General features: G+C 48.4%; 8 protein-coding genes. 2 read left to right on the forward strand and 6 right to left on the reverse strand.

The genetic code is table 11. The features are described from left to right. Positions 1-44 precede the first annotated feature (44 nt). On the reverse strand, positions 45-974 hold the full coding sequence (locus RIC19_RS15850) for an OmpA family protein (protein WP_350179318.1): 930 nt from the start codon (positions 972-974) through the stop codon (positions 45-47). Between the two features lie 177 nt (positions 975-1151). Here RIC19_RS15850 and mfd point away from each other — a divergent pair, with 177 nt between their 5' ends. After that, on the forward strand, positions 1152-4547 hold the full coding sequence (gene mfd / locus RIC19_RS15855; protein ID WP_350179319.1) for a transcription-repair coupling factor: 3396 nt from the start codon (positions 1152-1154) through the stop codon (positions 4545-4547). A gap of 22 nt (positions 4548-4569) precedes the next feature. On the opposite strand, the gene RIC19_RS15860 is transcribed toward mfd, so the two are convergent. The 4 genes from RIC19_RS15860 to RIC19_RS15875 all read right to left on the reverse strand — a co-directional run bounded on the left by RIC19_RS15860 (position 4570) and on the right by RIC19_RS15875 (position 10052). Further along, positions 4570-4944, reverse strand: coding sequence for a response regulator (locus RIC19_RS15860; RefSeq protein WP_350179320.1), 375 nt, complete (start codon positions 4942-4944; stop codon positions 4570-4572). Then, positions 4934-8113, reverse strand: a complete 3180-nt coding sequence (locus tag RIC19_RS15865) for a PAS domain-containing sensor histidine kinase (RefSeq protein ID WP_350179321.1) — start codon at positions 8111-8113, stop codon at positions 4934-4936. Before RIC19_RS15865 ends, RIC19_RS15860 begins: the two co-directional genes overlap by 11 nt. Before the next feature lie 736 nt (positions 8114-8849). After that, the gene (locus RIC19_RS15870) at positions 8850-9743 is read right to left on the reverse strand and encodes a DUF6252 domain-containing protein (RefSeq protein WP_350179322.1); all 894 of its coding nucleotides are present in this window, start codon (positions 9741-9743) and stop codon (positions 8850-8852) included. A 108-nt stretch (positions 9744-9851) separates the two neighbouring features. Further along, on the reverse strand, positions 9852-10052 hold the full coding sequence (locus tag RIC19_RS15875; protein WP_350179323.1) for a hypothetical protein: 201 nt from the start codon (positions 10050-10052) through the stop codon (positions 9852-9854). Between the two features lie 514 nt (positions 10053-10566). Here RIC19_RS15875 and RIC19_RS15880 point away from each other — a divergent pair. Then, positions 10567-11997 carry a protein adenylyltransferase SelO gene (locus tag RIC19_RS15880; protein WP_350179324.1) on the forward strand — a complete coding sequence of 477 codons (1431 nt, stop codon included), beginning with the start codon at positions 10567-10569 and terminating at the stop codon, positions 11995-11997. A 7-nt stretch (positions 11998-12004) separates the two neighbouring features. On the opposite strand, the gene RIC19_RS15885 is transcribed toward RIC19_RS15880, so the two are convergent. After that, positions 12005-12826 (reverse strand): 5'-nucleotidase, lipoprotein e(P4) family, encoded by an 822-nt coding sequence (locus tag RIC19_RS15885; protein ID WP_350179325.1) that lies wholly within the window; start codon positions 12824-12826, stop codon positions 12005-12007. Positions 12827-13127 lie beyond the last annotated feature (301 nt).

A 13127-nucleotide genomic window follows, 5' to 3' on the forward strand; every position in this document is an offset into this window, starting at 1 on the left:
GTTGCAGGGCCGTCTAGAGCTTGTTGGGATTTCAGAGGACCGTACTACTTAGGTGCCTGGTTTGGGTTCAGGAGATCATAAAACTGATCCAGTTTTGGCAGGATAATGATTCGGGTACGGCGGTTCATGGCCCGGCCTTCTGCCGTATCATTACCAGAAAGGGCATTGTACTCGCCCCGGCCCGCAGCAATCAGGCGGTTGGGGTCAATACCATGGTTGGACTGCAAAGCCCGCACCACAGAAGTAGAGCGCAGCACACTCAGGTCCCAGTTATCTTTGATGCAGGCGGTGTTGATGGGCTGACTGTCGGTATAACCTTCCACCATCACTTCCAGGTCTGGTCGGGACTGGATAATCCTGGCGATTTTGCCCAGCACCTCGTTGGCGCGGTCGGTGATTTTGGCGCTCCCACTCTGGTAGAGCATTTTATCAGACAGGTTGATAAAAACAACGGTCTTGTCCACCTTTACCTCCACATCCTCATCTTCAATCCCTTTGCTCAGCACTCCTTTAAGGTTGACCGCCAGGGCCAGGTTGATGGAATCGGCGCGGGTCTTGGCCGCTTGTAGCATCCGGATGTATTTGTCTTTGGTTTGTAATTGGGAGAGTGTTTCCTTGATGTTGTCGCTGGCAGACTGCGAAAGTGTAGTCAGGCCATCTACCTGATTGAGCTGTGCATCGCGCTGCTGCCGGAGGTCGGCCACCAGGTCTTTCAGGTCTCTGACTTGCTCTTCCCGCAAGACCATATTGCTTTCCGAGGCTTGCAGGCGGGCTTTAAGGTTAGCCTTCTCCCGGTCGCAATCCGAAAGGCGTTTCATATAATCGTTGAGGCTTTCGCCTAATCGGGCAACATCCTTATTAGCAATTTCCAGCTCGGTTTGGAGGGCCATGTACTCTTTTTTGCTTACACAGGAAGCAGCGAGTATCGCCAGCGTAAACAGCAGCGGCCAATAGATTTTCGATTTGTGATTCATAGACGAGTATTTTTGCTTTAAATTAATGGATAAATCCGGTTTGTTAAAATTAGGACGCAGTTTCGAAAAGCCGTCACCTAAACTATCCGGGCAACCCTCTGTTTCCTGATTGGAAAATACCTATTAGCTGCTGAATGTGCTTCTGAGCGTATTCGGCTTTCAACTGTTACAGCAACTGTGGAAAACAACCTCGACCGCCTTCAGGAACTCTACCGCAATGACTACCGCACACAGCGTATCAATAAGGCGCTGAATGCTGAAAAGCCCTGCCGCCTTCAGCTCAGTGGGCTGATTGGTGCTCAGACCGCCTTTCTCCTTACTTCGGTCTACCAAAACGACCCGCGTAACCATCTGCTGATTGCTAATGACAAGGAGGAGGCAGCTTACCTTCAGAACAGCCTCGAAAATCTGCTTAACGGTAAATCGGTCCGTTTCTTCCCCGATTCCTTCAAGCGCCCGATGTACTTTGAGGAGCTCAACAACACCAATGTCCTGCAACGCACGGAGACGATCAACAAAATCGTCAATTCTCCGGCTTTCGGAGAGATCGTCGTGACGTACCCTGAGGCACTCTTTGAACAGGTGGTGGCGCCAGAAGTGCTAAACGAGCGCCGGATTGATATCAAAAAAGAGGAATTACTGGATGTGGAGTTTCTGATCGAAGTGCTGGTGGAGTATGGCTTCACACGGGAAGACTTCGTTTATGAGCCGGGGCAGTTTTCTATTCGCGGCGGCATTGTGGATATCTTCTCCTTTGGCAACGAATACCCCTACCGGATAGAACTGTTTGACGAGGAAGTGGAGAGCATCCGTACTTTCAACCCAACTACGCAGCTCTCTGTGCAGAATATTGGCGCAGTGACCATCATCCCTAATATCAACACCCGTTTTTCGCAGGAGCAGAAAGTGAGCATGCTGCGGATTCTGCAGCCCAATACGGCGGTATGGGTTAAAGACTTCCAACTTTTGGTAGACCGGCTGACGCAGTGCTTCGACAAAGCCGAGGAGTTTGCGAAGGGCATCGCGCTGCTGGAAGAAGAGGAGCTCAAGGAAATCTTCCGCGACCGCGCTTTCATCCGCCCCTTTGAGATCGTGGAGGATGTGAAGGACTACCACATTCTGGGTATGGCTACTTCTGCACAGCCAATTGATTTTGAGGAGCAGGTGGTGTTTGCTACCCGCCCGCAGCCCAGTTTCAACAAAAACTTCAAGCTGCTCATCGAAAACCTGGATGAGAATGCGAAAGAAGGCCTGCAAAATTACCTCTTTGCCGAAAACCCGAAGCAGATTGAGCGCTTCTACTCTATTTTCGAAGACCTGGAGGCAAAAGTGGATTTCCACCCTATCCCCAAATCCATCAACGAGGGCTTTATCGATATGGACCTGAAGGTAGCCTGCTATACGGATCATCAAATCTTTCAGCGTTTCCACCGATACAAGCTACGCCGTGGATTTACCCGAGATCAGGCGCTCAATTTGCGGATGCTGCGGGAACTGACCCCTGGCGACTACGTTACGCACATTGACCACGGGGTGGGCAAGTACTCAGGCCTGCAAAAGATCGACATCAACGGGCACGTGCAGGAGTCGGTGCGGTTGATTTACAAGAACAACGACATCCTCTATGTCAGCATCAACACCCTCCACAAAATCTCCAAATACGTAGGCAAGGAAGGGACCACACCCAAAGTGGATAAGCTGGGGTCAGACGCCTGGAAGAACCTTAAGCGCCGCACTAAAAAGAAAGTCAAGGACATCGCCGGCGAACTGATCAAGCTGTACGCCAAGCGCCGGGCTTCCGACGGCTTTGCTTTCCCCCGGGATGGGTACCTGCAAAATGAGCTCGAAGCTTCCTTTATCTACGAAGACACGCCCGATCAGCTCAAGGCTACCAATGATATGAAAGAGGATATGATGAAAGGGCACCCTATGGACCGCCTGATTTGCGGGGATGTGGGCTTTGGCAAAACGGAAGTGGCCATCCGCGGAGCCTTCAAGGCGGTGATTGGCGGAAAGCAAGTGGCTATTCTCGTGCCCACTACCATCCTGGCCCTGCAGCATTACCGTACTTTCAAAGAGCGCCTGGAAGAGTTTGGCGTTACCGTCGATTATGTGAACCGCTTCCGTACGACTAAAGAGAAAAATGCTGTCTTCCAGTCGCTCAAAGACGGGGAAGTTGATATCGTCATTGGCACTCATGCCATTCTGAATAAAAAAATAGGCTTTAAAGATCTGGGACTGCTGATCATAGATGAAGAGCAGAAGTTTGGCGTAGCATCTAAGGAAAAGCTCCGCAACATCAAAGTCAACGTAGATACCCTCACGCTGACGGCCACCCCTATTCCACGTACTCTGCAGTTTTCGCTTATGGCCGCCCGTGACCTGTCCATCATCCGCACCCCGCCGCCCAACCGGCAGCCCATTCATACTGAGGTGCGGGTATTTAGCGAGGAGGTGGTCAAAGAAGCCATTTACTACGAAGTCAACCGGGGCGGTCAGGTCTTCTTCGTGCACAACCGCGTGAAGTCACTGCCCGATATCACCGCTATGGTGCGCCGCATGTGCCCGGACGTGGAAATTGCCAGTGCCCACGGGCAGATGGACCCCAAAGAGTTGGAAAAAACCCTCATCCACTTCATTGACGGGCGCTACGATGTGCTGGTCTGTACCAACATCATTGAGACCGGGCTGGACATTCCGAACGCCAATACCATGATCATTAACAATGCCCAGCAATTTGGCATGAGTGACCTGCACCAGTTGCGGGGCCGGGTAGGGCGTTCTAATCAGAAGGCCTTCTGCTACCTCTTTAGTCCGCCTATGTCCACCATTACAAGCGATGCCCGCAAGCGCCTTAAGACTTTGGAGGAACACTCCGAGTTGGGCAGCGGCTTCAACATCGCTATGCGCGATCTCGACATCCGGGGGGCGGGCAATTTGCTGGGAGGCGAACAGAGCGGCTTCATCGCGGATATCGGGTACGAAACCTACCAGAAAATCCTTGAGGAAGCCATTCAGGAACTGAAGGAAAATGAGTTCAAGGAGCTGTTTAAGGAAGAGCTCGACAAAAACCGGCAGTACGTGCGCGAGGTGCAGATCGACACCGATGTGGAGATGCTCATCCCGGATGAGTACATCAGCAGCATACAGGAGCGCCTCAATCTCTATACGCAGCTAGACGGGCTGGAAACGGAGGAGGAGCTGCAAAAATTTGAGGAAGCGATGAAAGACCGCTTTGGTGCCCTGCCCGAGCCCGTGTACGAACTCTTTGACGGGCTGCGCTTGCGTTGGGTCTGCCGTCGTTTGGGCTTTGAGCGCCTCATTCTCAAAAATAACAAGCTGCGCTGCTACTTCGTGGAAAACCCGCAGTCGCTCTTTTACGAAAGTGCGCAGTTCCAGGCCACCCTGCTGTTTGTGCAAAAGGAAGGTGCCAAACGCGGGCTTAGCTTCAAGAAGACCAACCGCCACTTTATGCTTATCAAGGATGGGGTGAGGAGCTTGCAGGATGCTCTGCGGGTGCTGCGCAAGGTGGATGAGAAGGTGGAGCAGGTGGCTGCGCCGGCTGCGGGATGAAGGTAAGTGTACAGCGCATAATTTAGTTGCCAAAGCTGTGCTCTTCCAGCGCCTGGTCAATTTGCTTGTAATCCGTTGGTTTTTGAAAGTATTCGTAAATCAGCCCGGTATCTAAAGCCCCCTGAATCTCATCGGTAATGGCATAGCCGGATAGCATGAAAAACTTTTTATTCAAAAACTGCTTACTAGCCTCCCGGACGAATTCCAGGCCATTCATTCCGGGCATATTCATGTCGGTGATGACTAATTCGATTTCCGGGTCTTTTTCAAGCACTAATAGCGCTTCTTCCCCGTGTTTTGCAGTGATGACTTCGTATTTTCTTCCAAGGATCTTCCTGAGGATTAAAAGGTTGATGGGCTCGTCATCTACACATAAGACTTTCTTTTTATTTTGCATGCTTTCTTTCTTTTGGGAGGCTGATTTTCACTTGGGTTCCTGCGTCTGGTGTTGATTGCATTGTGAGGCTTCCCTGATGTTCCTGAATAATAGAGTGCGTGATCGACAACCCCAATCCTGTCCCTACTCCCGGAGGTTTGGTCGTAAAGAATGGGTCCATTACTTTTTTGAGGTTTCCCTCGGGTATTCCGCATCCGTTGTCGCTGATAATGATGTTTAGTCTGTCTTTCTGAGAACTCGTTTCAATTGTTATTTCGCCTTTTTCTGAAATGGCGTCCATGGCATTGGCTAAGAGGTTAAGAAGAGCCTGATGCAGCTTTCCGTTATTGCCCGGTACTTCAGCCGGAGTACCTGTATATTCTTTTGTAATGGTGATCCTATCTTTGAATTTGTTTTGAAGCATCAAAAGACAGTCATCGATAATCTGATGGATGTCGCAAACTTCAGTGTTGTCTTCGTTGCTTCGGCTGAAAAGGTTTAAACTTTTTACAATTTTCGTGGCTCTGTCAGCGCCGGTTTTAATCCAGTCGAGGTATTCTTCAATTTCCGCTTTATCGAGCACCTCGTCTTCGTTGAGGTGATTATGAATAGCGGTATAGCCTCCTACGATGTAGTTCAACGGGTTATTCAATTCATGCGCTACGCCGGCAGTCAGAATACCCAGAGATGCCATTTTTTCGGATTGAATAAGCTGGGCCTGAGCTGCTTTCAGTTGGTCTATTGCCCGCTCCCGCTCAACGGCAAGCTTCATTTCTCTGGTCACATCCCAGTTCGTTCCAAAAACGGCAACAGTGTTCCCCTTGTCATCCGTCTCAGCTTTACCCTTTCCACGAATGTGCCGGATTTCGCCTGATTTTCGGTGGTTGATCCGAAACAGGATATCGAGGTCTTTCTGCTCCGTTATCGTTTCTTGTAACGCACTAACGTTTTCTTCTATATCATCTGGGTGCAAACTGTTTTCCCAGGCTTCATAAGCGCCAGAAAATTCATCCTTATCTATTCCAAAGAGTTCGTACATGGTATTGTCCCACTCCAAAGCATTGGTCCGTACATTATAATACCACACTCCGGATTTGGCGTGCTCAGCTGCCAGCCAGTAAAGCTCTAATTCCCTGGATAGTTTTATCGCTTTTTGGGCGCGCTCTTCCACCAGCTCTTCTAAATTTTTATTAATTCGTTCTAATTCTCTCTCTGCTTCTTTGCGTTTGGTGATATCAAGCCCAATAGAGTCCCAAATGATACTGCCATCCGTTTTTTTTGACGGAACCCCCCTCATGTCCACCCATTTGACTCTGCCATCGGGGAATTGGAGGCGGTGTTCAAATTTCCATGGCGAAAGTTTAAGGGATGCTTCATTTACGGAAGCGTAGTAGGCTGCTAAATCCTCTTTATGCACACGGTCCCATAGTAGTTGATTGTTGTTTATGGCCTCCTGAGCATCAACCTCAAATAGGGTTTCGACACCAGTGCTAATGAATAGTAATTGATTGCGGCCGTCAGTATTATGTTGATACCTTAGAACGATGCCCGGTAAATTATTTGCTACATTCTGATATTGTTGTTGACTTGCTTTTAAAGCAATTCCTGCTTCTTTCTGCTCTGAGATATCGAATAAAACCCCGTTGTGCACAATATTACCTTCTTCATCTGCCGAACCTAACGCATGACCTGCTATCCATACCACTTTTTCATCTTTGTTATAGGCCCTGAAAGTTTTTGTCCATTTCGCCTGGTCGTGATTGGCCTCAAGAATGGAGTGCATGGTGCTTTCAAAGTCTTCCGGATGAATGCGGGAAAATAGAAAGGCAGGGTCTTTCATTTGTTCGGAAGAGAAGCCCAGTATCTCGTTGGCCTTATCATTGATGAAGGGCATGGAAAAAGACCCGTCTTTGTGGAATACGAATTGGTAGATGACTCCGGGTATAGAGTTCGTTATTTGCAGTAGTTGGTTCTGTACCTTTCTTTTTTCTTCTTCGGTCTTGCGCCGTTCGGTGATATCTATTGAAGAGGTGGGATAAATCTCTTTTCCGTTTTCATCATAATCGAGTCGGGAATACATTAACAGGTCAAATTCGCTTCCGTCCTTTCGTTTGGCTTTCAGCTCGCAAACATATTCTCCCTTTTCTTTAAGGTTTTTAACAAGCCGCTCCGGAAAGGCTGGGTCAGCGCAAAGTTTTTCCGGGGAAGTCCCGATGATCTCCACAGGGTCGCTAAATCCAAACATTCTGGAATGCGCTTTATTGACATAGATGAACTTGCCCTCATGGTCAACTACATCAAAGCCATTTAGGGAGTGGTCAATAGCTTTGGTCAGCATATTTACCCTGCTATCTGTCTTTTTTCGATTCGTGATGTCCTGGAAAACACCTGTCAGCTTCACACATTTACCGTTTAGCATCTCTGGCTCACCCATAACCAGCACCCATTTCAGATTGTCCTGAGCTGTAAGTAAACGTGCTTCAAAATTGAAGGGACTACCTTTTTCTATGGCCTCACTCAGGTATTGTGCAACTTTTTTCCGGTCGTCAGTATGGTAGAAATTGATCGCTTCTTCAACCGAAGGATTGGAGTCATAAGGTAATTCAAGAATATCGTATGCCCCTTTCGTATAAAAAGGGCGGTCAAAATCTCCTGTTAATTGCCAGCCTCCCACTTTGGCAATCTCTCCCGTTCTTTTCAAAAAGTCTTCGCTCTCTTCCAGCGCCTTTGCAGCCAGCTTTTCCTCAGTAATATCTTTACCTGTTGAAACAAAGTATTCCCCCACCGGGATACTGGACATACTGAGGTATTGGTTAGTTGCCTTAAAGTATTCTACCCACTTGTGGGGTTCTCCCGTTTCTACAATGCCTTTAACGATGGGCAGGAATTGCTCCGTTGTTCCCTTGCCAAATATTTCGTCCGTGGTTTTTCCTATGACCTCCTCTTTTTTCTTACCCCAGGTGCGGAGGGCTGCCGGATTGGCATCAGCTAATTCCCATGTTTTGATACGGCCGTCCTGTTCCCGGATAAGCTTCCAGAGGTGCACTTCCTCGGCAAGGTGATGGAACAATGCCAGGTACTGACCCTCTAGTTGCCTCATTCTTAACTCAGCTTCTGCTAAACGCTCTTCAGAGGTTTTTAATTTTTCTTCAAGGGCTTCAAGCTGACTATTAGAGTCATTTGTTTTCATCTGGGTTAATCTTTAAGATGGTGTATAACATCTTTTTACAAAGGCTATGCGAAAAAACGAGCACATGCCCAGCTTTCGAAGCAATACCCTTTATCCCTCTTTTTAGCCCAATAAAAAAGCAATGGCTAAAGCAAAAGGGAGTATACTTTTGAGGCAAACAGGGTCATGGGGGGCATTAAGAGCGTGTTGGGATTTTGGTCTTCTAGTCGAAAACTAGACCGATTACTAAAGTCCCAACACGCTCTTAATCCTGAAGTGATTAGTATTGGTGTATAGGGGTGTTCATAATGAATGTAGGAGGTGCAATATACTTCATTCTGGCGTTGACGGCAAGCATTCGCGGAAGTAAAGCTATGCTATAGTCTGGCAATCTAAGATTTCGCTTCTACTGCGTGGTATGAATCCTGCCTTGCTCTTTTTAGCTTCGCTGATCGTCGCTTTGCTTCTCTGGGTTCTGCCTTGCTGCGTTAATCCCGGTTAACCGGGACGCCGACTTCACCGTGGGGCCCTATCCCCCGCTTCGTGTAGGCTATGCCTACGTTTTCCGCCTTGCCAGCCAAAGAAATAGTGGCGTCATGATTTTCACAAAACTTAGAGCGTGTTGGGAGTGCTTTTGTCAAACCTTTTTTCATAGTTGCGTGGGCTTTTGGACACCAAAGATGATATTTTACCCATGGAGAAAGGAGCTCCGGAATTGCCGAAACCCCTTTCTCCAAACATCTGCAAGGAATGTTCCTTAATACGTGGCGCTGAACTCCCCGTCCGTTAGGCTGGCAGCACCTGTGCCGCTAAAGGCAGTGGCCTCAAAGCTGAACGTTCCCTTGACGATCTTGGCCGTGGTGTTGTGCTCCGTGATGGTCAACGTACCGCTATCCGCGCCCAAGAAGGTATTAGCGTCCGGATTGTACTGGGCGGTGTAGTCGCCAAAAACAGCCAGACTGTAGGTGCCTGGCGTCACATCAGACGGCATGACGAGGCCCACGGATTTTTCTCCCTGACTATCGGTGGCCGTTACGTTGAGTGTATTGAGCCCTGCGATGGAAACCAAGATTCCGGTCACGCTGTTCGCTTGCCAGGTTTGACCATCGATGTCGACCGTCAGGGCGTTGTCGCCATCAGTAGGGGGCACTTCATCGGTGTAGGGCACCTTGGTGAATTGACCGTTGGTGATGACTACACTATCCGGGATATTGACCGAAAACGACCGATAACAAGTCGCGTTAAAGGTTCCACTGACCCACATGTCATCGGTGTTGATCTCTGTAACGGTTACTTGGCCCGTAATCTCCACCTCGTTGTTGAACACATTGCCGTTAGAAGTGAAAGAATTGGAATTGGCACTTTCGTTATAAGCGATCGCCGATAGGGTCTCCTCGGATAGTTCAAAAGCGTTTTCTTCCAGTTGTGGCATGTCTAATGAAATCACCACATCTTGCCCATCGGGCGTCCTCCCGGCAACGCCCAATCGGCCCTGAAGATAAGTAGCAGCCACTTCTTCTGCCTCCCAAGACTGACCGTCGATCTCGGCACTCATGGTGCCGTCTTGAGAAGGTCCGTCATCGTCATTGTTGCAGTTGGTGAAGGTGAGCACCAAGAGTGCGCTTACCAAAAAACAAAATAGGTTTTTCATGATTACAATGTTTTTTGTCTATTGAAAATTTGTTGGAAGGATGCTCAAAAGGCATCTGTATAGTCGGAATTTCCTAAGAGCATGTTTGGAGCAAACGATAGTTGATAATCAAAGAGTTGTGCCCGCCTGCTGTGCCAGCATGGTCTGCAGGGTTATGGCTAAATGGAAAAATGCACGTTTGACGGAGCCTGCGCCGCAGAATGCGGGGTCAAATAAGTATTTTTCCATGACGTCCCGCATCCTTGCGGGATTCACAACACTTTGGTTATCAGCAGAAATGCTCCTCCAAAAATGCTCTAAATCTTTCATACATTTATAGATGTACGTTAGCACCATATTTTAGTCAATGTAATACAGTAGAATCGTTTGGTCCAAGCCGAAGGCATTGGAAGTACGTAGCTGGTCTTCCTGTTTCAAGGAATACTGCGACATCTTTCAAATTTGACTCCGCGATCATAGTTCTTGGTCAATTCGGATAGCACTTCGATCAGCAGGCAAGGATTTGGAGAGCCATTTTGCTTGTTTCTTGAAGTTTTCATAGTCTTAGAGCGTTTTGGGATTCTAGTCGAAAACTAGCAATTTTTTGATTAGACGAGGCACGGAAACCGGATTGCCTTTTCGTCCGACCTTATGAAAGTTTCGTAAATATAGTCGTTTTTTTTATTATTCGCAGGATTGGCATTGGGAAGCCATGGGATTTAACAGGGTGATCTTACCCTCTTGAAAGGGCAAAAGATTATCGGTTGGGCCTTCACAAAAAGGTATAAGGCATAATCCCAAACCAATTTCCTATTGGCATAGTTAGGTAAACAAAAGTAGTTTTATGGCTTGGTTGAAACACACATATGCGGCACAGCTCCCTGCCAGCTTGTACTCAGAACAGGTACCCGAACCAGTCGGAAATCCTGCTATGGTGCTGTACAATGAGGCTTTAGCAGAGGACATGGGCGTAGCCGGGCATTTTGAAGACGAGCAGAAGGCCCTGGGTTATCTTTCAGGAAATGAAACCGTGCCCGGCAGCCAGCCCATCGCTCAGGCTTACGCCGGGCATCAGTTTGGCCATTTCACCCGCCTTGGTGATGGCCGCGCTATACTGCTGGGAGAGGTGAAAACCAATCGGGGATTGTATGACCTGCAGCTCAAGGGCTCCGGGCAAACCCCCTACTCCAGAAGAGGAGACGGCCGGGCGACATTCTACTCTATGTTGAGGGAATACCTGATCAGTGAAGCCATACATGCGCTCCATATCCCAACGACCAGGAGTTTGGCGGTGGTCAAAACAACCGACCCGGTCTACCGGGAACAGCTTCATGAAGGTGGCATCTTAACCAGAGTAGCCGCAAGCCATATCCGTGTAGGAACGTTTGAGTATGCGCGCTTCCTCGGAGAAGCAGGGGATCTGGAGACTTTGCTGGAGTATACCATCGAACGGCATTACCCGGCACTAATGGACCGCCCAAATCCTGCGCTGGCATTGCTGGAGATAGTGATGCAAAAGCAAAAAGAATTGATCGTCAATTGGTTGCGCGTTGGCTTTATCCATGGAGTCATGAATACAGACAACGTGGCTATTTCCGGTGAGACCATTGATTACGGCCCCTGTGCGTTTATGAATGCTTACCACCCCCGAACGGTGTTTAGCTCTATCGATACCCAGGGCAGATACGCCTTTGCTAACCAGCCCAATATAGCGTATTGGAACCTGAGCGTCTTTGCCAATGCACTCCTTCCTTTGATTGATGAAGACGAAGCAGCAGCCAGTGCTAAAGCAGAGGAGGTGCTGGATCAGTTCCCAGAGGGCTTTACCAAAGCTTACTTTGAAATGATGGGCAATAAGCTGGGCATTGTAAATCAGGTAGAGGAAGATCGTGATTTGGTAAATTCCGGCCTGAAACTGCTTGCGGAATGGAGGGTAGACTACACCAACTTCTTTACTGAACTGAGGCGTGGGGGTGATTTGATCAATAAGCTGAGGGAGGAAGTGGCTTTTGAAAACTGGTATTCAAAATGGGAAAAGGCGCGATTGAGAGGTACATCCCTGGCTGAAAGCGAAGCGCTGATGGCGCAAACCAACCCGGTGGCTATTCCACGGAATCATTTGGTAGAAGCGGTCTTACAGTCTGCCGTTTCGGGAGATATGCAGCCTTTCCATAAGTTACTGGAAGAACTGGCTTCACCCTATGATGATGCCTTGCCTCAACAAACCGTGCCAGCTGGTTTTGATGCCGGTTATCAGACCTTTTGTGGCACTTAGAACAGGCTTAGTACGAAATCAATTTCGCCTTCCGGATGGAGTCTTTCTGAGCCGGTGTCCAATTGTAGTTGCCTTCATAGATCCCATCCGTTTCCCAGTCGCCGTACATAGGGTTGGGCAAGACGATGAACTCCGTACCGAACTTGTCTTTCAGGGTTTCAACGATTTCATTCCTTTCGTTGGTGGACTTGTCCTCAAATACCTCGGCGAAATCGGAAAGGTTATCACCAAGCAGCATAATCACCTTGTTTTCCTTTGAAACGATCTGCCTTCTCTCCTCCTTTCCACTTGTTTTTTCTCTCAGCAGGAAGTGCTGTTCGTCAATGAACGGGAAGCCCAGCTTTTTAAGGTTCGCTTTTGTCTCTTTGTCCTGAACAACATACCGGTTTGAAATATAAAACACCTGAACGCCCCTTGATTCCGCGTACTTCAGAAACTCCAAAGCGCCTGGCACCGCTGTCGCCTCCTCCAAAAGCCCCCACGCTATCCAGCCTTCTTTTGAGTATTCTTCATCCGTTGCTATCATTTTGGCATTGTAGGGGCTATTGTTGATAAGCGTCTCGTCAATATCTGTAATGACAGCCAATGGCTTGCCTTCGCCGTTGCTTTGTAGCAGTATTTCATCAAGCTGGAATCTGGCCAGGTTAAAGGCTTGATGGCAGAGTGCCTTGTATTCTCCCGAATGCTGTTGCCATAAAACGGACTGGACGGAGTGTTCCCTTATGGGGATGTTAGCTTCAGAACGGTAGGGATCAGCATTCGTCTTGAGGGCCTGGCACCCGCTAAATAGGAATAACAAAAGCATCAGGTAATAATATTTCGACTGCATATTCCGTCAATTTTAATTAGAGTTAAAAATAATAATCCATTCCAACTGTAGCGCCTGGGCTGTGGTCTTTTCCCATTTTGAATACCAAACGTGACTTTTTCTATGGAATCACAGAAGGGAGCCACAGTCACTATCCTGAAATAAGATATCCCCAGCCTTTAAGAGCTTGTTGGGATTTCACCCTTTGGGCTGCTCTTGCCAAATTTCGTCCTGCTCTTCGTTGCTCTTCAGTCACTTAGCTAAGGCTATGCTCCCTCATCACGCCTCGATCAGAACAAAATTTGGCTACGTTCGTTCCAAA

The sequence above is a fragment of the Phaeodactylibacter sp. genome, assembly GCF_040219495.1.
Taxonomy (GTDB): Bacteria; Bacteroidota; Bacteroidia; order Chitinophagales; family Saprospiraceae; genus Phaeodactylibacter.

Coding starts and splice junctions, on each gene's coding strand:
- RIC19_RS15850 (WP_350179318.1), bottom strand. CDS start 974: ATGAATCACAAATCGAAAATCTATTGGCCGCTGCTGTTTACGCTGGCG.
- RIC19_RS15860 (WP_350179320.1), bottom strand. CDS start 4,944: ATGCAAAATAAAAAGAAAGTCTTATGTGTAGATGACGAGCCCATCAAC.
- RIC19_RS15865 (WP_350179321.1), bottom strand. CDS start 8,113: ATGAAAACAAATGACTCTAATAGTCAGCTTGAAGCCCTTGAAGAAAAA.
- RIC19_RS15870 (WP_350179322.1), bottom strand. CDS start 9,743: ATGAAAAACCTATTTTGTTTTTTGGTAAGCGCACTCTTGGTGCTCACC.
- RIC19_RS15875 (WP_350179323.1), bottom strand. CDS start 10,052: ATGAAAGATTTAGAGCATTTTTGGAGGAGCATTTCTGCTGATAACCAA.
- RIC19_RS15880 (WP_350179324.1), top strand. CDS start 10,567: ATGGCTTGGTTGAAACACACATATGCGGCACAGCTCCCTGCCAGCTTG.
- RIC19_RS15885 (WP_350179325.1), bottom strand. CDS start 12,826: ATGCAGTCGAAATATTATTACCTGATGCTTTTGTTATTCCTATTTAGC.